The sequence below is a fragment of the Arthrobacter nitrophenolicus genome, assembly GCF_000332815.1.
GTDB lineage: Bacteria > Actinomycetota > Actinomycetes > Actinomycetales > Micrococcaceae > Arthrobacter > Arthrobacter nitrophenolicus.
Genome location: NZ_AOFD01000004.1, coordinates 66,247 through 91,760, shown reverse-complemented (window position 1 = coordinate 91,760; position 25,514 = coordinate 66,247). Strand labels below are relative to the sequence as shown.

At 65.7% G+C, this 25,514-nt stretch carries 13 protein-coding genes, 2 tRNA genes and 4 pseudogenes; 8 read left to right on the top strand and 11 right to left on the bottom strand.

Annotation, left to right across the window (positions count from 1 at the left end; genetic code table 11):
* Positions 1 to 18 precede the first annotated feature (18 nt).
* The 10 genes and pseudogenes from G205_RS02265 to ilvD form a co-directional block, all read right to left on the bottom strand.
* Positions 19 to 735: a class F sortase gene (locus tag G205_RS02265; RefSeq protein ID WP_009356543.1), complete on the bottom strand. Its 717-nt coding sequence runs from the start codon at positions 733 to 735 to the stop codon at positions 19 to 21.
* Between the two features lie 92 nt (positions 736 to 827).
* A complete protein-coding gene (locus G205_RS02260) occupies positions 828 to 1,700 on the bottom strand; it encodes a hypothetical protein (protein WP_009356542.1) in 873 nt (290 codons plus the stop codon).
* Positions 1,701 to 1,958: 258 nt separating this feature from the next.
* Positions 1,959 to 3,518: a methionine--tRNA ligase gene (gene metG / locus G205_RS02255; protein ID WP_009356541.1), complete on the bottom strand. Its 1,560-nt coding sequence runs from the start codon at positions 3,516 to 3,518 to the stop codon at positions 1,959 to 1,961.
* A 34-nt stretch (positions 3,519 to 3,552) separates the two neighbouring features.
* Positions 3,553 to 4,307, bottom strand: a pseudogene (locus tag G205_RS23640) (ABC transporter ATP-binding protein).
* Positions 4,304 to 7,096 (bottom strand): annotated as a pseudogene (locus tag G205_RS02245) (ABC transporter permease). The pseudogenes G205_RS23640 and G205_RS02245 overlap by 4 nt, the downstream one beginning before the upstream one ends.
* A 217-nt stretch (positions 7,097 to 7,313) precedes the next feature.
* On the bottom strand, positions 7,314 to 8,903 hold the full coding sequence (gene serA / locus G205_RS02240) for a phosphoglycerate dehydrogenase (protein WP_009356540.1): 1,590 nt from the start codon (positions 8,901 to 8,903) through the stop codon (positions 7,314 to 7,316).
* Between the two features lie 126 nt (positions 8,904 to 9,029).
* A complete protein-coding gene (gene ilvC, locus G205_RS02235; protein ID WP_009356539.1) occupies positions 9,030 to 10,055 on the bottom strand; it encodes a ketol-acid reductoisomerase in 1,026 nt (341 codons plus the stop codon).
* A gap of 80 nt (positions 10,056 to 10,135) precedes the next feature.
* Entirely contained in the window at positions 10,136 to 10,648 is a 513-nt protein-coding gene (ilvN, locus tag G205_RS02230; protein ID WP_009356538.1) for an acetolactate synthase small subunit, read from the bottom strand.
* A 2-nt stretch (positions 10,649 to 10,650) separates the two neighbouring features.
* Positions 10,651 to 12,558, bottom strand: coding sequence for an acetolactate synthase large subunit (locus tag G205_RS02225; protein ID WP_009356537.1), 1,908 nt, complete (start codon positions 12,556 to 12,558; stop codon positions 10,651 to 10,653).
* A 326-nt stretch (positions 12,559 to 12,884) separates the two neighbouring features.
* Positions 12,885 to 14,603 (bottom strand): dihydroxy-acid dehydratase, encoded by a 1,719-nt coding sequence (gene ilvD, locus G205_RS02220; RefSeq protein WP_009356536.1) that lies wholly within the window; start codon positions 14,601 to 14,603, stop codon positions 12,885 to 12,887.
* 263 nt (positions 14,604 to 14,866) lie between these two features.
* Here ilvD and G205_RS02215 point away from each other — a divergent pair, with 263 nt between their 5' ends.
* Positions 14,867 to 15,964, top strand: coding sequence for a sunset domain-containing protein (locus G205_RS02215; RefSeq protein WP_009356535.1), 1,098 nt, complete (start codon positions 14,867 to 14,869; stop codon positions 15,962 to 15,964).
* A gap of 259 nt (positions 15,965 to 16,223) precedes the next feature.
* A tRNA-Lys gene (locus G205_RS02210) sits at positions 16,224 to 16,299 on the top strand.
* Between the two features lie 199 nt (positions 16,300 to 16,498).
* On the opposite strand, the pseudogene G205_RS02205 reads toward G205_RS02210, so the two are convergent.
* Positions 16,499 to 16,953: pseudogene (locus G205_RS02205) on the bottom strand (MarR family winged helix-turn-helix transcriptional regulator).
* A gap of 96 nt (positions 16,954 to 17,049) precedes the next feature.
* Here G205_RS02205 and bcp point away from each other — a divergent pair.
* The 6 genes and pseudogenes from bcp (at position 17,050) to G205_RS02175 (ending at position 25,430) form a co-directional block, all read left to right on the top strand.
* Positions 17,050 to 17,523 (top strand): thioredoxin-dependent thiol peroxidase, encoded by a 474-nt coding sequence (gene bcp, locus G205_RS02200; RefSeq protein ID WP_009356533.1) that lies wholly within the window; start codon positions 17,050 to 17,052, stop codon positions 17,521 to 17,523.
* 122 nt (positions 17,524 to 17,645) lie between these two features.
* Positions 17,646 to 17,727, top strand: a tRNA-Leu gene (locus tag G205_RS02195).
* A 277-nt stretch (positions 17,728 to 18,004) separates the two neighbouring features.
* Positions 18,005 to 18,684 (top strand): annotated as a pseudogene (locus G205_RS02190) (fasciclin domain-containing protein).
* 190 nt (positions 18,685 to 18,874) lie between these two features.
* Entirely contained in the window at positions 18,875 to 20,545 is a 1,671-nt protein-coding gene (locus G205_RS02185; protein ID WP_009356531.1) for an ABC transporter substrate-binding protein, read from the top strand.
* Positions 20,546 to 20,624: 79 nt separating this feature from the next.
* Complete coding sequence (locus G205_RS02180; RefSeq protein ID WP_009356530.1) at positions 20,625 to 22,127, top strand: malate:quinone oxidoreductase; 1,503 nt, start codon at positions 20,625 to 20,627, stop codon at positions 22,125 to 22,127.
* Between the two features lie 69 nt (positions 22,128 to 22,196).
* The gene (locus G205_RS02175) at positions 22,197 to 25,430 is read left to right on the top strand and encodes an efflux RND transporter permease subunit (RefSeq protein WP_009356529.1); all 3,234 of its coding nucleotides are present in this window, start codon (positions 22,197 to 22,199) and stop codon (positions 25,428 to 25,430) included.
* The last annotated feature ends 84 nt before the right edge of the window (positions 25,431 to 25,514 follow it).

Genomic DNA, 25,514 nt, shown 5'->3' with positions numbered 1-25,514 from the left:
CGTGGTCAAGCCGTCTCATTATGCGGGCGTTGCCACGACCACCACGTTCGTCCCCCACAGGTCGTCCGTATAACAGGAAATGAGCACCACCGTGTTGGGTGCGACGGCCCAGATGGGGCTGTCCTTCAGGCTGGACTTTTCGTAGGTGGTGACAGATTCCACCCGATAGGCCAGCTGGCCGGTTGAGGTGGTGACCGTCAGCAGGTCTCCGGCAGCGGCCCTGGTGCTGAGGTGGTTGAAGGGCGCGTCCTGGTCCTGCCAGCTGTGGCCCACGATGTAGGTGGTGTTTGCGGAGCCGGCACCGGGGGTGCCGTAGGGCGTGAGCCAGTAGCCGTCCTTCGTGGACGGCGGAATGATGGTCCGGCGTTCCTGGTCCTCAGCACTCGGGTCGAGGGGGTGGACCACCACATCGATCCCCGCCGCCGGGTAGGCCAGGTGTTGGGGTGCTGCAGCCGCCGGCCCCTCGGGAGTCAGGCTGGTGGCAGGTGCTGGTGCGGCCCTGGAAGGTGCCGGGGCCGTGGCCACCGCCGCGGTTGTGGCCGCAGGAGCGGAAACCTCCGGAAGGGAAGTCTTTCCATCCCGTCCGGCCAGGGAGGGCAGGAACAGCACCAGGCATGCCAGCCCGGCCAGCAGGAGCGCACCGGCGAGGAGGCGCAGGCGCCTCAGCTGCCCGTCCGTCCGGTGGCGGTGGGCGGCGCTGTCTGCTTCCGGTTCTGTCGAGGATGGTTCGTGCATACGGCTCCCCGCGCGGAGGGCGCCGTGCCCACGTGACGGCACGGCGCCCTGCGCTTGTTCAGCCGGTTGCCGCGGAAGCGGCAGCCGGGGACTTACTGGTGATGCCTGCCCTGGGTTCCGCCGCCTGCCAGCGACTTCCGGGCCGCAATGGCTGCGCCGGCCAGCAGCAGTGCTGCCGCGCCCCCGAGCCACGGGGCAATTCCGGGTTCCTGGTTCCCGGCCACGGCGGTCTGCACATTGAAGCCCTGGTTGTTGGCGGCCACTGCGCCTGCTCCGCCTGCTGGCTTACCAACTGCTGCGCCACTGGGCTTCGGTGCGGGGACAACCGCTCCGGTGGGCGGGGTTGTCGGCGTGACTGTTGGCGGCACTGTCGGCGGGGTCGTCGGCGGTGTAGTCGGCGGCACCTTTACGGGGACGCAGTCGTTGTTCCAGGTTGCCTGGCCCTCGGCGGTCCAGTTCTGGCCTGCGGGCATCACTTTTCCGTCATTCGGCGGGATGATGTCCTCAGCGTGCTGGTGGTGGGCGCCTGCGTGTCCGTTGAGGCCTTGGAGGGCAATGGTGATCACCACGTAGGGGTTGGTTTCCGATCCCGTGGCATGGCAGATGGTGATCTTCTTGCCATTGTCATCGTGCGGGTGGGTGGGTTTTGGCGTGGGCGTTACCGCCCCTCCGGGCTTGGTGCAGCCGGCGTTCCACCAGTCCACCTTGTCCAGGTTCTGGCCGCCGGGGAGGACCTTCCCGTTGTTGGCGGGAATAATGTCCTCGTCATGCTGGTGGCCCACGTGGCCGTTCAGCCCGTTGAGGTCGATGGTGATTGGCACGTACGGGTTTGTTTCCGAGCCTGTGGCGTGGCAAATGGTGATTTTTTCGTTGTCACCCGATGCTCCGCCTGTGGCGTTGGCCGTGGCTGATGCACCAAACAGTGCGAGGCTTGTGACCCCCAGCGCGGCAAGGATCCGTTTCATTTCCGTCTCCGTCCTTCGTCTGCTTCAAACTGACGAACGTGCAGGAAAAACGGCGCCCCGGGTGACGACATAAAAAAGGCAAACAGACGGCATCGAGGCGACGGTTCTCCCAGATGCGAATCATCAGTTTGCTAACAGGAAAAGGCTATGTTGAGTACTCCGGCGAATCTCCAGTAGCCGGTACTCATATAAAAACGGGCCACTACTTGTTTCGTGGCAGGGTCCCCGGGCCGGCCAGGCCGGCCCGGGAAGCAGCTGTCAGGCCCCGGCGGGTTCCTCGTACTTGGGGAATACCGGTGACGGCGCCGGGAGGGCAGTCCCGGGGGTTATCGGAGTGGAGATCGCCGAGAACTGCCGGGCCTCGCCGTTGGGCTGGCCCAGGCTTTCCAGGAGCTTCCCCGTCGCTCCAGGCATCACCGGCTGGGCCAGGATGGCCACGATCCGGAGCACCTCAAGCGTCACGTAGAGCACGGTGTTCATGCGTCCGACGTCGGTCTTCCGGAGGACCCAGGGCGCCTGCTCGGCGAAGTACGCATTGGTGTCACCCAGGACCGCCCAGATGGCTTCGAGGGCCCGGCTGAATTCCTGCTTTTCGAATGCGGCCCGGGCAGTCTCCAGGAGCCCTCCCGCCTGCGCGAGGATGGCCGTATCGGCTGCAGTGAACTCCCCCGGTACGGGAACGTCGCCGCCGCAGTTCTTGGCCACCATGGAGAGCGACCGCTGCGCAAGGTTGCCGAAGTTGTTGGCGAGGTCCGAGTTCATCCTGCCCACGATGGCCTCGTGGTTGTAGCTTCCGTCGGCGCCGAAAGGGACTTCGCGGAGGAAGAAGAACCGCACCTGGTCCAGGCCGTACTGCGCCACGAAGTCGGCCGGAGCCACGACGTTGCCCAGCGACTTGGACATCTTCACGCCGTTGTTGTGCAGGAAGCCGTGGATCATCACCCGCTTGGGCAGTTCCAGGCCGGCGCTCATGAGGAAGGCCGGCCAGTAGATGGCGTGGAAACGGGAGATGTCCTTGCCGATGATGTGGACGTCCGCAGGCCAGAACCTGCGGAACTTCTCCGACTCGACATCCGGGTAGCCCACGCCCGTCAGGTAGTTCGTCAGCGCGTCCACCCAGACGTACATGACGTGCTTGTCGTTGCCGGGAACCGGAACGCCCCAGTCGAACGTGGTGCGGCTGATGGACAGGTCCTCCAGGCCGCGCCGGACGAAGCTGATCACTTCGTTGAACCGGTACTGCGGCGCACCGAACTCCGGGTGGGATTCGTAGAGTGCCAGCAGCTTGTCCTGGTAGGCGGACAGCCGGAAGAAGTAGCTCTCCTCCGCCGTCCAGGTCACCTCGGTGTCCGTTTCCTTCGAGTAGCGCACGCCGTCGTCCTTGACCACGGTGTCGTCCTCGCCGTAGAAGGCCTCGTCCCGCACGGAGTACCAGCCCTCGTACTTGGACAGGTAGATGTCGCCCTTGGCTTCCATCTTTTTCCAGATCGCCTGCGAGGCCGCGTAGTGGTCGGCATCCGTGGTCCGGATGAAGCGGTCGTAGGTGATGCCGAGGGCGGCGTGCGCCGCCTTGTACACCTCGGCGTTGCGGTCCACCAGCTCCTTGGGGGTGATGCCTTCCTTTTCGGCCGTCTGGGCGATCTTCATGCCGTGCTCGTCCGTACCGGTCAGGAACATCACGTCATAGCCGTCCAGCCGCTTGAACCGGGCCATGGCGTCGGTGGCGATGTACTCGTAGGCGTGGCCGATGTGCGGCACGCCGTTGGGGTAGGTGATGGCCGTGGTGATGTAGAACGGCGTCTTCTCTGAAGCAGTCACGTGCGGACGGTTACCTTCGGTGCGGAGGGACAGGCTAGATCAGTTCAGTCAGGGTATCGCTGAGCCGGACCAGTTCGTGGTCGTGTGACGCAACCAGCACGGCAATGCCGTCGTTAGTGGTGTCTTTCAGGATGCTGATGATGCGGTTGGCCGAGGCGCGGTCCAGGCTTGCGGTGGGTTCGTCCACCACCAGGACCCGGGTTCCCAGGATCAGCGCGCGGGCGATGGCGACGCGCTGGCGTTCACCGCCGGACAGCTGCGCCGGCCGGTGGCGCATGCGGCGGCCGAGGCCCACCAGGTCCAGGAGGTCCTTGGCCATGTCCCGCCGCTGGTCCACTTCGCCGTCGGGAACGGCAGGCAGGAGGACGTTCTCGAGGGCGCTCATGCCGTCGATCAGGGCGCCGCCCTGGTCGACATAGCCGATGAGGGCACGACGCGGTCGGCGATTTCGTCGTCGCCCATGCTCTCCAGGGAATCGCCTTCCCAAAAGACGCGGCCCGACGTCGGCAGCGTCAGTCCTGCGCCGACGGTGAGGATGCTTGTCTTGCCGGAGCCGCTTCGGCCGGCCACGCAGTGCATCTCGCCGGCGTGCAGCGTCAGGTCGAAGCCCTCCACCACACTGACGGCCTCGGCACCGCCCTTGCCGCCGCCGTAGCGGATGGTGATGTCGCTCAATTCCAGCGGGGTGGCGTGGTCAGCCGCCTTGACGATGGTGTTCGCGCGGGTCTGCAGGGGAACCTCGCCGGAGCCGCTCCTGCGGCTCCGCTGGACATTGGTCGGGTTTGTCATTGGACCACTTTCGTTGCAATAGGTATCCAGCAAAGTACAGCCACGAGGCCGGCGACGCCTGCCCACAGTGCGGCATAGGGTGCCAGCAGGAGGCCGATGCCCAGGGCGCCCAGCACGCCCAGGGGCAGGGCCACGGTTCCCACCAGCGCGTTTTCGAACAGGCGGACCTGGCGGAGCATGTCCGGGTTCCAGCCCATGGCCTCGAGGATGCTCAGGTACTGCCGCTTGGCATTCAGCTCGAACCTTCCGGTCACAAGGGTCAGCACCAGGCCGACCACCACGCCGGCCAGCGCCAGGAGGATGCTGGGCAGGGCCACGCTGGCGGCGGCCAACCCGCTCAGGCGCTCGCCCCGGCTGCCCGGGGAATGTCGATCAGCAGGGCGATCAGGCCGCCCACGGCGGCGCCGAAAACACCGACGGCCACGGCCAGGGCCAGTGTGTTGAACTTGTTGGTGCCCAGCTGGCGGTTGGCAAACGTCAGCGGCGAATCCACCGGAATAAGCCGCTCGTCGTGCTGCGGCTCCTGGTCGATCACGTCGCGGTGGCGCAGCTGCTGCGCTGCGAAGAACGCGGCGCCGATATACAGCAGCAGGACAGCCACGCACACCAGGGCAGTGGCGAGGCTCCAGCTAACCAGGCTCAGGACGAGGCCGGCCACGGCCAGCAGCACTGCGCCCACGCCGAATTCCTCCAGCACCCAGTTGCGGATCCGCCGCTGGGTCCAGCCCATGGCCCGGAGGGTTCCGGCTTCGCTGCGCCGCTTCCGGATGTAGCTCACGGTGGACGCCCCTGTCAGCAGGGCCGCGCCGCACAGGGTCAGGAAGAGCAGGGTCACGTTGGTTCCGGAGAGCGATCCCGTCACGGCCTCGGCCGCGTTCTGCCGCACCCACGACTGCTGGACAGTGCCCAGCGCGGACTCCTTGCCGGCGTCGTCCTTGGAATAGCCGGGCACGAAGATGCTGGCGTCCTCACGGGCGGAGCCGGCCACGATGGTGGCTTCCAGGCCCATGTCCCGGATCTCGGCGGCGAGCTTCTCCACCTCCGGCTGCGCTTCCTTCCAGCTTCCCGGTGCCTTGGCGCGGACGCGCACGGCGTCGATCACGTCGGCGTTGTCCGTGTAGCCGCGGGCAGCGGCGAGCCCGTAGTAGTCGGTGATCGCGCCCGCCGACTGGCTGGCGAGACCGGTGGCGCTCAGCGAGGCTCAAGCTCGGTGGCAGGAACGTCCTTGCCCTCGGCGTCCTTGACCAGGGTGAAGGGGGTGGGATCGTAGCCGCCCAGGGGAAGCTTGTTGACGTCGCCGGCGGCCTCGGCCACGGCTGCGGGGTCGAAGGTGCCGTAGACCATGGCCAGCGGGGCTGCCGTCTTTTCACCCGTTGCCAGGTTCTCGCGGTAGGACCGCTCGTCCACCGGCTCGCGCTGGGTCTGGTCCACGGGCGTGCCGTTGGCGCTCTTTTCGGGCAGGCGGTTGATGGTGACCCATTCGCCGGGAACGGCGGTCTTGTCCACGGCGCCGTTGGCCGCCTCCTCGCCGTCGGTGTACTTCGGCGCGGCGGCAAAGTCCGTGCTCCAGGTGGCGGGAGTGTAAAGACCCTGGTTGAAGTTGCCGGTGGCACCCAGGAGCGACGAGTGGTCGGTGGAGCCCGGCCAGGACAGGACGAACGGGTCCTTGGAGACGAACGGCAGGTAGTCCTTGTCCAGCGACCGGGAGACGGTTCCGACGTCCTTGACCACCTTGCCGGACTCGTCGATCTCTTCGATCTTGACGTTGTACTTAAGGTCCAGCGAGGTGCCGGAGCGCACGATCAGCGGAATCGCCTGGGAGTCTGCGGTGAGCTGGCCGTTGCGCTTCGCCTGCTGGTACTGGGTCATCAGCGGCGCCCAGTACTTGAGCTTGACGCCCAGGAAGTCCGGTCCTTCCTCCAGCTGGTCGAGGCCGATTCCGGTGGTGAACAGGCCTTCGAAGTAGCGGCCGATGGCACCGGCGTTGCGGGCGTCGGCCGGCGGGGCCTTTTCCAGCGGCGCCAGGAAGTCACCGGCGGAGCCCAGCAGGGCGCGCTCCGCGGCGGGGTCGACTGCCACCACGGATTCCGTGACTTCGGGCGCCAGGGGCAGGGACACGGACAGGTTGAACAGGTTGTGCTCGGAGCCTCCGGCGGGCGCGGGGAACTTGATGCCCGTTTCGCCCTCGGGGGCCGCGATCCGGATGCTGCTGCCGCCGGCGGCCTGTTCCTCAACAAGTTTCGCCTTGCCCAGGGTGCCCTCGGCCGTGGACTTGAAGAGGGTCTGCTCGGAGACGCCGTCGGAGCTTACCGCGCTGGCGGTGAGCCGGTATTTCTTGCTCTCGTCACTCAGGACGGACTCCGCGGCAGGCCACTTGTCCGGCGCCGTGGCACCGGCGGCCTGGTCCGCCGTCGCGGTGCCGGCGAGGCCGGCGTTGTAGCCGAGGTAGTCCATGGCATCCAGGCGCGGCGCTTCGAGGTTCTGGGTCACGCGGGAAACCAGGCTGATGGGTGCGGCCACGGAGGTCCCGGACAGCTTCTTGATGGATTCCAGCTGCTCGAAGCTGATGCCGCCGGTACCGTTGGCGATTTCCGGCTGCAGCAGGGCACCGGCGGGCGCTTGGCCTGGACGAGGACGTCGTAGAGGCCCCGGGAATTTTCATCCACGGTCCGGTTGAGCGCGGCCTGGGACTGGCTTTGGACGAGGACCGACAAGCACATGGCTGCGATCAAGATAGCAGCGGTCAACAGCAGCACTTTGCTTCTGATGAACCTCTGGACGGCGTTCATGGAACTCCCTGAAACCTGGATTGCGTGCGCACACCGTGCCCCCCGGCGGACATGGACGACTACGGACGGATGTGCAAAAGGTGATGGCCGGCCTGCCGGCCCGGTCCTGAACCAGGACCAAGCCATTGTAAGCAGACCGGCCAATCATATGTGGCCCCGCCGGGACACGCCCGGCGGGGGCCGTTGGTACGGCGTTTCCCGGCCACTGCCGGGGTGTTTAGTCTTCCAAGTCCACTTCCCGGACCATGTCGGCGCCGATGCCGGCCTTGATGGCGTCCAGAACCTGCTGCGGCACGGAGCTGTCCACGGTGAGCAGGGCGAGGACCTGGCCGCCCTGGTCGTGGCGGGCCACCTGCATGCCGGCGATGTTGATGTTGTTCATGCCCAGGATGTGGCCGATGGTGCCGATGACGCCGGGGCGGTCGGTGTAGCCAACAACCACCACGTGCTCGCTGATCGGGATTTCCACCTCGAAGCCGTTGATGCCTACGAGCTTCTGGATCTGCTTGGGACCGGTCAGGGTTCCCGCCACGGAGATCTGGCTGCCGTCGCTCAGCGCGCCGCGCAGGGTTAGGACGTTGCGGTAGGACTCGGTCTCCGCAGTGGTGATCAGGCGGACGTTGATGCCGCGCTGCTCAGCGATGACCGGGGCGTTGACGTAGGAGACCTGCTCGGTCACGACGTCCGCGAAGATGCCCTTCAGGGCTGCCAGTTCCAGGACCTTGACGTCCAGCGACGAGATTTCGCCGGCAACCTCGACGTCGAACTGGGTCAGGGAATCGTGGGTCAGGGCGGTGAAGATGCGGCCCAGCTTTTCGATCAGCGGGATGCCGGGGCGGACGTCGGGGGCGATGACGCCGCCGGCGACGTTGACGGCATCCGGGACCAGCTCACCGGCGAGGGCCAGGCGGACCGACTTTGCCACCGAAACGCCGGCCTTTTCCTGGGCTTCGTCGGTGGAGGCGCCCAGGTGCGGGGTGACCACCACGTTGTCGAGCTTGAAGAACGGCAGGTCGGTGCTGGGCTCCTTGGCGAAGACGTCGACGCCGGCGCCGGCAATTTCGCCGTCCTGAAGCGCCGTGAAGAGGGCTTCCTCGTCCACCAGGCCGCCGCGGGCCACGTTGACGACGTAGGCGGTGTTCTTCATCTTCTTGAAGGCGTCCGCGCCGAGCATGCCCACGGTTTCAGGGGTCTTGGGCATGTGGATGGTGATGAAGTCGGCCTGGGCCAGGAGCTCGTCCAGGGTGACCAGCTGCACGCCGAGCTGGGCCGCGCGGGCGGAGGTGATGTAGGGGTCGTACGCGAGGATTTTGGTGTCGAAGCCTTTGAGCCGGGCTGCGACGAGGGCGCCGATCCGGCCGAGGCCGATGATGCCGATTTTCTTCTCGAACAGTTCGATGCCCGTGTACTTGGAGCGCTTCCATTCGCCGTCCTTGAGGGCGGCGCTGGCCTGCGGGATATGGCGGGCGAGGCTGAGGATGTGGCCCACGGTGAGTTCCGCAGCGGAGACGATGTTGGACGTGGGGGCGTTGACCACCATCACGCCTGCCTGCGTGGCGGCCTTGATGTCCACGTTGTCCAGTCCCACGCCGGCGCGGGCGATGACCTTCAGGTTCTTTGCGGCGGCGATGGCTTCAGCATCCACCTGGGTCGCGGAGCGGACCAGGATGGCGTCAACGTCACTGATCGCCGAGAGCAGCTGGGAACGGTCGGCGCCGTCGGTCTGGCGGATTTCGAAGTCCGGGCCAAGGGCCTCGACGGTGGCGGGGGAAAGTTCTTCGGCGAGCAGTACTACGGGTTTTGACACGGCTGATCCTCTGCGTTGCAGTCCTGGGGATGGAACAAGTCTAGGCCGACGGAAAGGCCGGGCTCACATTGTTAAGTGTGAACCCGGCCTCACCGCGGCCCTGGTTAGGGCGGGTTTCCGGCAGCCTTAGCGGGCTGCGGAGCCTTCCACGTAGTCCACGTCCTGCTGCTGCCAGGAGAACAGGGAGCGCAGCTCGCGGCCCACGGCCTCGATCGGGTGCTGCTCAGCCTTGGCGCGCAGTTCCTTGAACTCCACGCCGCCGTTGTCCTGGTCCTCGATGAAGCGCTTGGCGAAGGCACCGGACTGGACGTCGGCCAGGACAGCCTTCATGTTTTCCTTCACCTCGGGGGTGATGACGCGCGGGCCGGAGACGTAGTCGCCGTACTCTGCGGTGTCGGAGACGCTCCAGCGCTGCTTGGCGATGCCGCCTTCCCACATGAGGTCAACGATGAGCTTGAGCTCGTGGAGCACCTCGAAGTAGGCGATCTGCGGCTGGTAGCCGGCTTCGGTCAGGGTCTCGAAGCCGTACTGGATCAGCTGGGAGACGCCGCCGCACAGGACGGCCTGCTCGCCGAAGAGGTCCGTTTCGGTCTCTTCGGTGAAAGTGGTCTTGATGACGCCGGCGCGGGTGCCGCCGATGGCCTTGGCGTAGGACTTTGCCAGATCCCAGGCGGAACCGGAGGCGTCCTGCTCGACGGCGATAATGTCCGGGATGCCGCGGCCGGCCTCGAACTCGCGGCGGACGGTGTGGCCGGGTGCCTTCGGGGCGACCAGGATGACGTCTACGCCCTCCGGTGCCTGGATGTAGCCGAAGCGGATGTTGAAGCCGTGGGCGAAGGCCAGTGCCTTGCCCGGAGTCAGCTTGTCCTTGATGGAGTCGTTGAAGATAGAGCGCTGGTGCTGGTCCGGCGCCAGGATCATGATGACGTCGGCCCACTCGGCGGCGTCGGCCACGTTCTTGACGGTGAAGCCCGCATCCTCGGCCTTGGCCCTGGACTTGGAGCCTTCCTGCAGGGCGATAACGAGGTCGACGCCGGAATCGCGCAGGTTGAGCGCGTGGGCGTGGCCCTGCGAGCCGTAGCCAACGATGGCAACCTTGCGGCCCTGGATGATCGACAGGTCGGCGTCGTCGTCGTAGAACATTTCAGTCACTTGCGTAACTCCTCTTGAGTGTTTTGGTAGATAGGTGGTGTGGTGCTTGCGGTTCCGGGCGGAGTTCCGCCTGGGCAGGCCTAGGCGGAACGCAGCGCCCGGTCACTCATGGAGCGGGATCCCCGTCCAACGGCCAGGGTGCCGGACTGCACGATTTCGCGGATGCCGAAGGGCTCCAGCACTGAAAGCAGCGCTGCAAGCTTCTCCGGGGTACCGGTTGCCTCGATCACCAACGAGTCTGTAGACACGTCGACGACGGCGGCACGGAACAGGTCTGCAGCCTGGGTAACCTGCAGGCGTGTTGCGGCATCCGCACGTACCTTGACCAGGATGTGGTCGCGCTGTACGGAAGATTCGGAGGTCAGCTCAACGATCTTGATGACATTGATCAGCTTGTTGAGCTGCTTGGTGACCTGTTCGATCAGGTCGCCGTCGGCGTCGACAACCACCGTCATCCGGGAGATGCCCGGTACTTCGGTGGGGCCGACGGCCAGGGAGTTGATGTTGAAGGCGCGGCGGGCAAAGAGGCTCGCGACGCGGGTCAGGACGCCCGGCTTGTCTTCGACAAGGACGGACAGGGTGTGGCGGCTCATGCTCAGTCCTCTTCTTCCCATTCCGGGGTCATGTTGCGGGCGACCTGGATCTGGTCGTTACTCACGCCGGCGGGCACCATCGGCCACACCATCGAGTTGGGGCTGACCACGAAGTCGATGACAACGGGCCGGTCGTTGATCTCGAGGGCCTTCTGGATGGTGGCGTCGATGTCCTCGTCGCGTTCGCAGCGGAACGACGCGCAGCCGTAGGCCTCCCCCAGCTTGACGAAGTCCGGGATGCGGACGGTGTCGTGGCCCGTGTTGAGGTCGGTGTTGGAGTAGCGGCCTTCGTAGAAGAGGGTCTGCCACTGGCGCACCATGCCCAGTGAGGAGTTGTTGATGACCGCAACCTTGATGGGAATGTTGTTGATGGCGCAGGTGGCCAGTTCCTGGTTGGTCATCTGGAAGCAGCCGTCGCCGTCGATGGCCCAGACCACCCGGTCCGGCTCCCCCACCTTGGCGCCCATGGCGGCCGGTACGGCGTAACCCATGGTTCCGGCACCGCCCGAGTTCAGCCAGGCGTGCGGGCGCTCGTACTTGATGAACTGCGCTGCCCACATCTGGTGCTGGCCCACGCCTGCCACGTACACGCCTTCGGGGCCGGTGAGGGCGCCGATGCGTTCGATGACCTTCTGCGGAGCGGTGAGGCCGTCGTCCGGTTCGGTCCAGCCCAGCGGGTAGGTTTCCTTGAGGTTGTTCAGGAAAGCCCACCACGTGGTGAGGTCCGGGGTTCCGGTGCTGCCGAACTGCGCATGCACGGCGTCGGTCAGTTCGGGAATGATTTCCTTGACCGAACCGACGATGGGGACATCGGCGGTGCGGTTCTTGGAGATTTCCGCGGGGTCGATGTCGGCGTGGATGACCTTGGCCATCGGCGCGAACGTCTTGAGCACGCCGGTAACGCGGTCGTCGAACCGTGCGCCCAGGGTGATCAGGAGGTCGGCCTGCTGCAGCGCCGTAACGGCGGAAACACTGCCGTGCATGCCGGGCATGCCCACATGCTGCGGGTGCGAGTCCGGGAACACGCCCTTGGCCATCAGCGTGGTCACCACCGGGGCGCCCGTGGCCTCGGCGAGGGCCAGCAGTTCGGCGCTTGCGTGTGCCTTGACCACACCGCCGCCCACGTACAGGACAGGCTTGGTGGAAGCGGCGATGAGTTTCGCGGCTTCGCGCACCTGCTTGTTGTGGCCCCGGGTGACGGGGCGGTATCCGGGCAGGTCGATCTTCGGCGGCCAGGAGAACGTCATCTGGCCCACCTGGGCGTCCTTGGCAACATCCACCAGCACCGGGCCGGGACGGCCGGTGGAGGCGAGGTGGAACGCCTCCGCCATGACGTGCGGGATGTCGTTGGGGTCGGTGACCAGGAACGAGTGCTTGGTGATGGGCATGGTGATGCCCACGATGTCCGCTTCCTGGAAAGCGTCGGTGCCGATCACTCCACTGGACACCTGGCCGGTGATGGCCACCAGCGGCACGGAGTCCATGTGGGCATCCATGATGGCGGTAACGAGGTTGGTGGCACCCGGGCCCGAGGTGGCGATGCAGACGCCAACCCGTCCGGTGACCATGGCGTAGCCTTGCGCGGCGTGGCCGGCTCCCTGTTCGTGACGGACCAGCACGTGATTCATGGTGGAGGCCATCAAGGGGTCGTAGGTGGGCAGGATCGCGCCACCAGGCAAACCGAAAATATCGTCGACGCCGAGTTCTTCGAGCGAGCGGACAATAGCTTGCGAGCCGGTCATCACCGTTGGGGGTACAACGTTGTTCGGCCCAAGGACAGGAGAGGCGGCAGCAAGGTCGGCGACGACGGCGGCATTGTCAGCCGTCCGGTCGGCGCGTTCCGGAGCCTTGGTGGCTCCAGTGGACTTGGTAGCCAACAGCGAGGGGCTGATCGGCGATCCTTTGCTCATCGGACTCTTCCTTGTGGATCATCTGTGGTTCATGGAAACTGCAGGAAATAAAAAAACCCCTCAGCCTGGCGGCTCTTCGAGGGGTTTGCGCGTGACGGTTCGTTACCAGAGGAGGCTATAGTGCCACGCGCTTGGTAAGGACGACGACGGTGCCGGCGGTAACGAAAGTCATGCGTTCAGTTTTCCCTCTGGTGGGATGGGTGTCAACGAAGCACCACCCTATCTCACCATGTGGACAACATTGTCCACCTTTTGATCCCGCGATGCAGGACCAACGGTATCGACGGGCTCAACCAACGGCCGGTGGTTGAGCCTGTCGAGACCTCCTAGCCGCAGTATGCGCCGGTGCTGGCGCTGTGCACCAGCTTGGCGTACTTGGCCAGGACACCCTTGGTGTAACGGGCCGGCAGCGGCTCCCAGCCCACCTTGCGGGCTTCGAGTTCGCCTTCGTCAACCAGCAGGTCGAAGCTGCGGGCGGCGATGTCGACGCGGATCCGGTCGCCGTCCTTGACGAAGGCGATGGGGCCGCCGTCGACCGCTTCAGGCGCAACGTGGCCGATGCACAGGCCGGTGGTGCCGCCGGAGAACCGGCCGTCGGTCAGGAGCAGGACGTCCTTGCCCAGGCCCGCGCCCTTGATGGCGCCGGTGATGGCGAGCATCTCGCGCATGCCGGGACCGCCCTTGGGGCCTTCATAACGGATCACGACAACGTCGCCGGCCTTGATCTGGCCGTTGTCCAGCGCGTCCAGGGCTCCCTGTTCACGCTCGAACACCCGGGCGGTGCCTTCAAAGACGTCAGCGTCGAAGCCGGCGCTCTTCACGACGGCGCCTTCGGGGGCCATGGTGCCGTGCAGGATGGTGATGCCGCCCGTCTTGTGGATGGGGTTGTCCAGCGCACGCAGGATCTTGCCGTCCACGTCCGGCGGGTTGATGGCCTCGAGGTTTTCCGCGACGGTCTTGCCGGTCACGGTGAGGCAGTCCCCGTGCAGCAGGCCGGCGTCGAGCAGCGCCTTCATGATGACCGGGACGCCGCCGATCTTGTCGACGTCCGTCATCACGTAGCGGCCGAAGGGCTTGAGGTCGCCAAGGTGCGGGATCTTGTCGCCGATGCGGTTGAAGTCGTCCAGGGTCAGCTCGACCTCCGCCTCACGGGCGATGGCCAGCAGGTGCAGGACGGCGTTGGTGGAGCCGCCGAACGCCATGGTTACGGCGATGGCGTTCTCGAAGGCCTTCTTGGTCATGATGTCGCGGGCGGTGATGCCCTGGCGCAGCAGGTTGACCACAGCTTCGCCGGACTTGCGGGCGAACTCATCGCGACGGCGGTCCGCCGACGGCGGGGCTGCGGAGCCGGGCAGGGACATGCCCAGGGCCTCACCGATGCAGGCCATGGTGTTGGCCGTGTACATACCGCCGCAGGCACCTTCGCCGGGGCAGATGGCCTTTTCGATCCGGGTCAGGTCCTCCATGCTCATCTTGCCGGCCGCGCAGGCGCCAACAGCCTCGAAGGCGTCGATGAGGGTGACTTCCTTTTCGGAGCCGTCCTCAAGCTTGACCCAGCCGGGCATGATGGAGCCGGCGTAGAGGAACACGCTGGACAAGTCCAGGCGGGCGGCGGCCATGAGCATGCCGGGAAGGGATTTGTCGCAGCCTGCCAGCAGCACGGATCCATCGATGCGCTCGGCCTGCATGACGGTTTCCACGGAATCTGCGATGACTTCGCGGGACACGAGGGAGAAGTGCATGCCCTCATGGCCCATGGAGATGCCGTCCGAGACGGAGATGGTGCCGAACTGCATGGGGAAACCGCCACCCGCGTGGACGCCTTCCTTGGCGCCCTGGGCAAGCCGGTTAAGGGAGAGGTTGCAGGGAGTGATTTCGTTCCACGAGCTCGCGACACCGACCTGGGGCTTCGCGAAGTCGTCGTCCCCCATGCCGACCGCCCGGAACATGCCACGTGCCGGTGCAGCGTGGATTCCGTCGGTTACGACCCGGCTACGGGGTTTGATGTCAGGCTTGTTGTCGGTTGCGATGGTGGTCTCACTCATAGGGGAAAGTCTATGGCTCCGACGGAGGCCGGAAGGACCGCGTAAGGCGGTCATAGCCGAAAATCCGGATTATTTCTGCCAGATAGTGGACTGGCATCTCATATTTTGAGACGCAAACACCATCCGGGGTATTCCAGGTGTGGCCCGCCTCACCCCTGCAGGTACCGCTGCCCCGCTTCCGGCGTGCGAAAACCTAGACAGCGTTAGGCACCCGACGTAGCGTCGGGGGCAGGACACCTTGCCTCCTGACTGAAGGGTTAGCCATGGATACGTTTTTCTGGGTCATTCTGATTGTTGTGGCCGTCGGCATCGTGTGGTGGTTGCTGAACCGCAGCAACTCGACGAAGTCGCAGCACGAGCCGACCGTGACGAATACTCCCCACAGCGACGGCGCACTGTCCTCAGGCGGGGCCGCTCCTTCCGCTGAGGCGGCAGGCACCACGGGGATCGCCACTGCGGCCGGCTTCGGCCGGCCTGCCGAGCCCGCGGCACCCACTACCGCTGACGAACCGGCCCCGGCACCGGTGGAAGAAACGCCGCGGCGGGAGCGGTCGGGAGCCGGGTCCAGCGCGGCAACGCCGGCCGGTGCGGATGCCTCTCATGGCAGCGCCGGCGGGACATCCCACGACGAGCGGCGGCACCAGGACCAGGCCGAATGGGAAACACAGTGGTCCGAAGCAGGTGGCTCCCCCTCCGCCCGCGCCGGTTCAGCAGCGGCATCGCATACCACCCCCGAAGCAGTGGCTCCGGCAGCGCCTCACGGCGCGACGGAACAGTCCGCCGCGGAACCTGCCCGGCCCGTCCACCATCCCGAGTACACGGGACCGCATGCGCCGACCCTTCCGGGCGCCGAAACCGCCGCAGTTGAAGAAGCGGACGACGCCGGCACCCCGGCAGCGGCCCGGACAGGCGCCACCGGCACCCCCTCCCCCGCCACGCAGGGAACTGCCACACAGGGAACCGCGGCGGCAGGGACGACCCCCGCGGCAACAGGCCCTGCCATTCCGGCCGGTGCGGCGGAAGCCGAGACCCTGGACCGGGCACAGTCCTCTGCCTTGGTGGAAACAGGGGCCGACCACGACGTGCAGGACCGGGGTCCCGGGGAAGACACCGGGGCCGGATACCAGCCGGAAGCCGCGGGGCACCTCGCCGCAGCCGAACCCTACGGTGCCGGCTCGGCCGCAGCAGGACCGGACGGCAGCGGACCTGCCGGGTTCGAGGTCAAGGGCGACGCCGGCGCGATGGTCTATTACGAGGAAGGGCACCCGGACTTCGGGGAAACCAGGGCTGACGTCTGGTTTGAATCGGCGGCGCATGCGGAAGCCGCGGGTTTCCGGGCGCCCCGCCGCAAGCGCCTTTAGCAGCCACCCCGGCCGGCTGTGGCCCAACTCACAGGAACCCGCCGGCCAGCTCTGCAGGATCGGGACGTCTTTTCCGGCAGGCAGTGACGCGCAAAACCTCCGGAAACCCTTGATTTTCCGGGGGTTTTGCCAGCCCGAGTGCGACCCGCCCCTCGAAACGGGGCCCGATTTCACATGCACCAAAAGTTCGTGTAGAGTTTCATGTCGTTGCGGAGGTCAACGGGAAAGAAAAAGCCCGAATGACTGAAACAAACAAGATGCACCTCTAGCTCAATTGGCAGAGCAATTGACTCTTAATCAATGGGTTCCGGGTTCAAGTCCCGGGGGGTGCACCACTGGGAAAACAGCCTCCGGCTTGCGGAAACGCGGGCCGGGGGCTGTTTTGTTTTTATGCCGCGGATACGGGGTGGCAGCGCCGCGCCGTTCCCGCCCGGCAACGGTGGTTACAGCGCCCACAAAAAAGGCGTGACTGCAGCTTCTGCTGAAACTGCGGTCACGCCCCGTTTGTCCGGACCGGCCGGCGGCAGGAACTGCCTAGGGTGAATTCTCCACGAGGGCCGCGGCGTTGCTGGGCACGGTGCCGAACTGGCTGGCGAGTTCCCGGACCACGGCCTTGAGCTCCTGCCGTAGTACTTCAGGGTCGATCGACGCGGAGGCAAGGACGGAACGCTCCATCTCGACGGCAGCCGCAACCGCTTCCTTGCCCCGTTCGGTGAGTGACACCACGTGGCTCCTGCGGTCCGAGGTGCTGCGAACCCGCACGATGTGCCCGTGCGACTCAAGCCGGCTGAGGGTTTTGCCCATGGTTTGTGCCTGTACACGCACAAACTGGGCAAGCTGTGCCTGGGTCATGGTCCCTGGGCAGCCAAAACCTCAATGGCTATGACTCCGGCATGCGTGAGACCGATGGCACCAAGTTTTTCGTTCCATGAGTGTTCTACGAGGCGCGCAGCAGTGGACAAGAGGCGTCCCGTGGGCCAGTGCTCCATATCAGGCATAGCAGCAAGTATAGCCAAGTGCCGATTAGCACCGGCCCCTCCCCCTTACTAGGCTGTTGTGTCCCGCCTGCAACTAGGAGAAAAACAATGGCTGACAGACTCGTGATTGGCGACAAAGCCCCCGCATTCACCCTCAAGGACTCATCCGGCCAGGACGTCAGCCTGTCCCCGGGCAACGGCCGGCACACCATCGTCTACTTCTACCCGGCCGCTTCCACGCCGGGCTGCACCAAGGAGGCCTGCGACTTCCGTGACAGCCTTTCGTCCCTGCAGTCGGCCGGGTACGACGTTGTGGGAATTTCGCCGGACCCGGTGGAAAAGCTGGCCAAGTTCGCCGCCAAGGAGGAACTGACTTTTCCCTTGCTCGCCGATGAGGACCACGCGGTGGCCGAGGCCTACGGCGCCTGGGGCGAAAAGAAGAACTATGGAAAGACGTACGAGGGCCTGATCCGCTCCACCATCGTGGTGGACCCCGACGGCCAGGTTCTGCTTGCCCAGTACAACGTCCGCGCAACCGGCCACGTCGCCAAGCTGCGCCGCGACCTGAAGCTGGACGTCTGACCTCTCGCGGCCTGGCATGGCCACGCCGCGGGCGACGCTACAATGAAAACTGGCATCCGCGTCGTACGCATTGCCGGTACTGCTTTGAGGTACCGGTTTTACGCATCTCGGCATGACGCCACGCGCGAGTGGTGAAATTGGCAGACACGCAGGATTTAGGTTCCTGTGCCTTCGGGCGTGGGGGTTCAAGTCCCCCCTTGCGCACATCACATCAGGAGATCCCCGGGCCGGGGTGCAGTTCATCCGGCAGCGGGGATCTTCTGCTTTAACAGGGCCAACACCCCCTTCACCTGCGCGTTCGCTGCGGCCGGATTTCTTCCGCCGCCGAAAAACTTCCTGGATCCACCCATCCGGTCCTGTCCACCGGCCGAATAGCCAATGAGACACCAGCCTGGGGCAGGTGCTTACAAAGCCAGACCTGATAGACGCCGCGGACAGTCCGTCTGCGGCGAGCAGAAGCCATGATCCAAGGAGAACTGAAATGCAGACAATCACGCGCACAACCTTCAGCGTCGCAGGCGTTGCCGCTGCAGCATTGCTGGGCCTGACCGCCTGTGGCGGGACCGGCAGCACCTCGGGGTCTTCCGCCGCGGCTGAAAGCCCGTCCGCGGCAGCCTCCAGCATGGCCGCCTCCCCGTCGGCAAGCCCGTCCGCCGCTGCCATGGATCCCGCAGCAAACCTGGTGGGCCCGGGTTGCGCCGCTACGCCGAGCAGGTTCCCACCGGCGCCGGCTCGGTTGAAGGCATGGCCCTCGATCCCGTGGCAGTTGCCGCCTCGAACAACCCCATCCTGACCACCCTGACCGCGGCCGTTTCCGGGAAGCTGAACCCCAAGGTTGACCTGGTGGACACGCTTAACGGCGGCGAATTCACGGTCTTCGCCCCGGTGGACGAGGCCTTCGCCAAGATCGACCCGGCCACCATCGAAACGCTGAAGACCGACGACGCACTCCTGAGCAAGATCCTCACCTACCACGTTGTCCCCGGCCAGATCACGCCCGACATGATCGCCGGCACCCACGCAACTGTCCAGGGCGGCTCCGTCACCGTGAGCGGCAGCGGCGACGCGCTCAAGGTTGATGACGCCAACGTGATCTGCGGCGGCGTCAAGACCAAGAACGCCACCGTCTACCTCATCGACTCTGTGCTGATGCCCAAGTAGGCAGCAGGCACTACCGCACTGCGAACCATCCGGACGCGGGCCCCGCCAACCGCGGAGCCCGGCGCCGGCGCTTAAGCGGCGGCGGCATCTGGGGGACAACAGCGGTGCCGGCACCGGCAGCACCGTCAATTAGACTGGCCTTTCCGGCCCGCAGGTAGCGGAGCCGGCAATATCCAGAGGTGATCCACGAGTGCCCAGCAGTCCATCGCGGCGGACGGTCCTGACGGCCGGCGCCGCCCTCCTGGCACTGGGTGCAACCTCGTGCACGGCAGCTCCGGCCCCTTCGCCGTCGTCCGGTTCACCCAGCGCCACCACCCCACCCGAACCCACGGCCACCTTCAACTTCGGCACCGCGGCACAGCCCCTGGGACTTGACCCGGCACTGTCCAGCGACGTCGAGTCACAGCGGATCACCCGGCAGATCCTTGAGGGGCTGGTGGGCGTGGACCAGACCACGGGCAAGCCCACACCGTTGCTGGCCACGGAATGGAGCGAGTCCAACGAGGGCCGCTCCTATACCTTCACGCTGCGCAAGGGAGTGGTCTTCCAGGACGGCACACCCTTCAACGCGGACGCCGTCTGCGTGAACTTCAACCGGTGGTTCGCCTTCTCCGCGGAGCTGCGCCGGCAGGCCCCGGGAAGCTCGTTCAAGGGAGTCTTCAAGGCACACTCGGATGAGCCGGACCTGTCCATCTTCAAGAGCTGCACGGCCCTGTCCGAGCACACGGTACGGATCGACCTGACCCAGCGGTTCACCGCGTTCCTCCAGGCGCTCACCCTTCCCGCGTTCGCCATGGCGTCACCTGCCGCACTCGCTGCCGGCACCGCAGACGTCCTGGACCAGGACCGCGGTGGTCCCCCGCTGTCCGCCTTTGCCACCAGTCCCGTGGGTACAGGTCCTTTCAGCCTCGCCTCCTGGGACGCGGAAAGTGTCACCCTGGTGACCAACAAGGCGTACTGGGGCGAGCGGGGCCAGATTGCCACCATCAATTTCCTGGCCTACAACCATCCGCAGCTCCGGCTCCAGGCCCTGCTCGACGGCAAGATCGACGGCTACGATGCCGTGACCGTCGGCAACTTCGACCAACTGGTCAAGCGTGGAAAGCAGATCGTCCAGCGGGACCCGTTCTCGGTGATGTACGTGGGCATCAACCAGGAGGTGCCGGTCCTGCAGAATTTGAAGGTCCGGCAGGCCATCGAGATGGCGATCGACAAGGAAACCCTGATCCGGAAGTTCTTCATCGACAACACGGCAAAGGCAACCCAGTTTGTCCCGCCGAAGATCAGCGGCTTCAATAACGATGCCCCGGAACTGGGCCATGACCTGGCAAAAGCCAAGGAGTACCTCAAGGAAGCCGGCTACGCGGGCGAGGAACTGAAGTTCTACTACCCGCTGAACGTCACGCGGCCGTACCTGCCCACCCCTGAGAAGGTGTACGCCGAGCTCAGCCGGCAGCTCACCGCGGCGGGCTTCAATGTCCGGCCGGTCCCGGTGGAATGGTCCGAAGGCTACCTCCAGAAGGTCCAGTCACCTGGCGACCACGCGCTCCACCTCCTCGGCTGGAACGGCTCCTATTCCGATGCCGACAACTTCGTGGGTCCCCTGTTCGGGGAAAAGAACGGCGAGTTCGGCTACCAGGATCCGCAGGTCTTCTCCAAGATCAACCGCGCCCGTGGCCTGCCGGAAGGACAGGAGCGGGATGAGCAATATCACACCATCAACGCCCAGATCGCTGCCACGGTACCGGCCGTTCCGATTGCCTTCCCCATCTCTGCGCTGGCCCTCTCCGACCGGGTTGTGGGCTACCCGGCCTCGCCGGTCTTAAATGAAGTTTTCACGAAGGTGCAACTAAAGCCTTGACGGGCGGAGCCAATTTCAGTATGTCGGCTGCCCGGGGATATTCTGTGACAGCCAGAGCCGCTGCAATCGGAGACTGATCGTGACCTTCATTTCCAAGACCCCGCATGCCGACGTCGTCCTGATTGGCGGCGGCATCATGAGCGCCACGCTGGGGGCATTTCTCAAGCAGCTGGAGCCGAACTGGACCATCTCCCTGTTCGAGCGGCTGGACCAGCCCGGGCTTGAAAGCTCGGGCCCATGGAACAACGCAGGAACCGGCCATGCCGCCCTCTGCGAACTCAACTACTCCCCTGCAGCCAAAGACGGCTCAGTAAACCCCGCCAAGGCACTGCTCATCAACGAGCAGTTCCAGCTCTCCCGGCAGTTCTGGTCCCACCTGGTGGACCGGAACCTCATCGGTTCGCCCAAGGGCTTCATCAACACCGTGCCGCACATGAGCTTCGTGATCGGCGAGGACCACACCCGCTTCCTGAAGACCCGGTATGAGGCGCTGAAGCCGCACACCCTGTTCCGGAGCATGGAGTACTCGGAGGACCAGGCGCAGATCGCCAAGTGGGCTCCGCTGATCGTCAAGGGACGCGACCCGAAGCAGCGTGTTGCCGCCACGCGTGCCGCCGAAGGCACCGACGTCGACTTCGGGGCACTGACCCGCGAGCTGACAACGTATCTGGGGAACAACGGCGTCGAAATCAACTACGGCCACGACGTCACGGGGATTTCCCGCGCGTCCGACGGCGGCTGGGACCTCTCGCTGAAGTACCCGAAGTCCGGCGAACACGGCAAGATCCATGCCAAGTTCGTCTTCGTCGGTGCCGGCGGCGGCGCCCTCCACCTGCTCCAGGCTTCCGGCATCCCGGAAAGCAAGGGCTACGGCGGGTTCCCCGTGTCCGGCCAGTTCTTCCGCTGCACCGACGAAACCATCGCGGCCCAGCACAGCGCCAAGGTGTACGGCCAGGCGTCGGTGGGCGCTCCGCCCATGTCCGTCCCGCACCTGGACACCCGCTACGTGGACGGCAAGCGTTCACTGCTGTTCGGCCCCTACGCCGGGTTCTCCACCAACTTCCTGAAGAACGGCTCCTACCTGGACCTGCCGCTGTCCATCCGCCCGTCCAACATCATTCCGATGCTTGCCGTGGCCAAGGACAACATGGACCTCACCGCCTACCTGATCAAGGAAGTGGCCAAGCGGCACGGGGACAAGGTGGAGGCGCTGCGTGAGTACTACCCCGAGGCCAAGGATGGCGACTGGGAACTGATTACCGCCGGCCAGCGTGTACAGATCATCAAGAAAGACCCCAACAAGGGCGGTGTCCTGCAATTCGGTACTGAAGTGATCGCCGGCCGTGATGGCTCCATCGGCGCGCTCCTCGGCGCGTCCCCCGGAGCTTCGACCGCCGTTCCCATCATGATCGAACTGCTGCAGAAGACGTTCCCGAAGAACTTCAAGGGCTGGCAGTCGAAGCTCAAGGACATGATGCCCGGCTACGGGGTGAAGCTGGATGAGAATCCGGACCTCGCCGTCGAGCTGGAGCAGGCGACCGCCAAGTCACTGCAGCTGGAGAGCGTTTCCGCCGGCCGCTGACCCGGCCGGGGCCACCGGCCGGCACCAGCGGGAACGCACCAGTTCCCCTACCCTCCAGGAGTGCATGCGATGTTCCGGCTGGCCCACCTCTCCCTGGCGAACCGGGCGCTGATCGTACTGATCACCGTCTTTGCGTCCGTCTTCGGCGTGATCACCATGACCTCGCTGAAGCAGGAGCTCATTCCTTCCATTGAGTTCCCGCAGATCACGGTGCTCACCGCCATGCCCGGAGCCTCTCCGGAGGTCGTGGACAAGCAGGTGAGCGGGCCGCTGGAGACGGCGCTCAACGGGGTGGAGGGGCTGGAGTCCACTTCCTCCACCTCGCGGAACGGGGTTTCGCAGATCACCCTGGTCTTCACGTATGGCTCCAACCTGGACCGCGCCCGCGCCCAGATTGACCGCGCCATCTCCAACGCCAAGAGGACGCTGCCGGAGGACGTCCAGCCGCAGGCCATCGCCGGCAGCATCAGCGACTTCCCGATCGTCTTCCTGGCCGTGTCCTCGGACAAGCCGCTCAGCGAACTCAATGCCGACCTTCAGCGCCTGAGCGTGCCGAGGCTGCAGAAGATCGACGGCGTCCGGGGAGCCGACGTCACCGGCGGGGCCACCCAGCACATCGAGATCCTTCCACGCCCTGAGGCCATGGCGGCCGCGGGGGCCAGCATCACCTCCATCCGGGACGCGCTCGCAAACAACGGTGCGCTGGTTCCGGCCGGAACCCTGGAGGAAGAGGGCAAGACGCTGTCCCTGCAGATCGGCAGCCCGGTTGACTCGCTCGACGCCATCAAGGCCCTCCCGCTGTCCGGGGCAAAGAATGCCGCCACCGTCGGCTCCGTGGCGGACGTGTCGCTGCAGGACGATGAACGCACGTCGATCACCCGCACCAACGGGGAGGAAACCCTTGCGGTGTCCGTCACCAAGAAGCCCGAGGGTGACACTGTGGCCATCTCCCACGCCGTGCGGGACATGCTGGGCGACCTGGAAACCGAACTGGGTTCCGGCGCGAAGTTCACGCCGGTCTTCGACCAGGCACCCTTCATCGAGAAGTCCATCAAGGACCTGACCACGGAGGGCCTGCTGGGACTGGGCTTCGCCGTGGCCGTCATCCTGGTCTTCCTGATGTCCACCCGTTCCACCCTGGTGACCGCCGTTTCCATCCCCCTGTCCCTGCTGATCACCTTCATCGGGCTCTCGGCCACCAACTACTCGCTGAACATCCTGACGCTCGGCGCGCTGACCATCGCCATCGGCCGGGTAGTGGATGACTCGATCGTCGTCATCGAAAACATCAAGCGGCACCTCACGTACGGGGAGGAGAAGGTCACCGCCATCCTCACCGCCATCCGGGAGGTTGCCGGTGCCATCACCGCTTCCACCCTGACCACGGTTGCCGTGTTCCTGCCCATTGCCTTCGTGGGTGAACTGGCCGGCGAGCTGTTCCGGCCCTTCGCCCTGACTGTCACCATGGCGTTGCTGGCCTCGCTGCTGGTCTCGCTGACCATCGTTCCGGTGTTGGCCTACTGGTTCCTCCGGAACAAGGGCGCGGTGCCCGGCGGACTGCAGGCGGATTCCGCCGCGGCGCGGGCTTTCGCCGCCGAGGCCCGGGCGAAGGCGCTGGAAGCCGAGCAGCGCAGCCGGCTGCAGCGGGGCTACCTGCCCATCCTGACCTCGACGCAGAAGCACCCCGTCATCACCCTGGTGGCGGCAGTACTTGTGCTGGGCGCGACCGCCGCCATGGCTCCCCTGCTGGCCACCAACCTCCTGGGCAATTCCGGCCAGAACAGCATGACCGTCCGCCAGGTGCTCCCCGCCGGAACAAGCCTGGCGGACACCAGCGCGGCTGCCGTCCGGCTGGAGGAGGTGCTCCGCGGCATCGACGGCATCAAGGACGTCCAGCTGACATCAGGCAACGCACAGGCCGGGTTCGCCGCCCTCGTCTCCACCGGCTCCTCGAATTCCACCTTCACAGTGGTCACCGACGAAAAGGCGGACCAGGTGGAGCTGCAGGACACCGTGCGTTCCGAACTGGCCAAAGTGCCGGATTCCGGCAAGGTGTCGGTGGGAACGCAGCAAGGCGGCTTCGGCACGTCCTCCACCGTGGACATCACCCTCAAGGCTGCCAGCACCGCCGACCTGCAGGAAGCCAGCGACACAATGGTTGCGGCCATGGCCGGTGTCCCGGGCAGCAGCGAGGTGGAAACCAACCTGGCAGCCACCCAGCCCGTCGTGCAGGTGAAGGTGGACCGGGCCAAGGCCGTGGCGGCGGGCCTCAACGAGGAACAGGTTGCCGGGGTCCTCGCATCCACCATCAGCCCCATCCCGGCAGGCGAAGTCCGGATCGACACCGACGACTTCCCGGTGCAGATCGGCAAGGGAACCCGGTTCACCAGCATCGACGCCGTGCGGAACATCCCACTGCCGGCAGCTGCCGGCCCGGTGACGCTGGGCACCATCGCCTCCGTGGAACAGGTGGACATTCCGGTCTCCATCACTGCCAGCAACGGGCAGCGGACCGCACGGGTCTCCGTCACGCCGTCGGGCTCCAACCTTGGTGCGGTCAGCGCCGAAGTCCAGAAGCGGCTGGCTGACGTGCAGCTCCCGCCCGGGGTGACCGCCGAAATCGGCGGCGCAACCACGCAGCAGGCGGAATCGTTCCGGCAGCTGGGCCTGGCCCTGCTGGCGGCCATCGCCATCGTATACGTGATCATGGTGGCCACCTTCAAATCCCTGGTCCAGCCGCTGATCCTGCTGGTCTCCGTTCCGTTCGCGGCCACCGGGGCCGTGGCCCTGCTGCTGGTGACAGGCGTTCCGCTTGGCCTCCCGTCCCTGATCGGCATGCTCATGCTGGTGGGCATCGTGGTCACCAATGCCATCGTGCTGATCGACCTCATCAACCAGTACCGGCAGCCACGTGACGGACGGCCGGGGATGAACGTTGCGGACGCCATCACGCACGGGGCCCGCCAGCGGCTCCGGCCCATCCTGATGACGGCACTGGCAACGGTCTTCGCCCTTACCCCCATGGCAATGGGGCTCACGGGCGGCGGGGGATTCATTTCGCAGCCGCTGGCCGTGGTGGTGATCGGCGGGCTCGTCTCCTCAACGGCCCTGACGCTCGTCCTGGTCCCGGTGCTGTACCGGCTGGTGGAGGGCCGGCGCGAGAAGAAGGCGCTGCTCCGGGAACTCCAGGAACGCCCCGAGTTCGCTGCCGCCACCGACGTGGATGAGGAATTCGACGACTGGACCACGGGCATGGTGCCCAAGGTCAGCGGCCGCCGTGCCGCCCAGGGAAGCCCGGAGTAAAACAGGGAATATTCGCCGCCCGGCTGCGTTGTACCCGACGGTAGATGCAAATGCATCTAAATTGGTTTACACTTGAACCAAGCT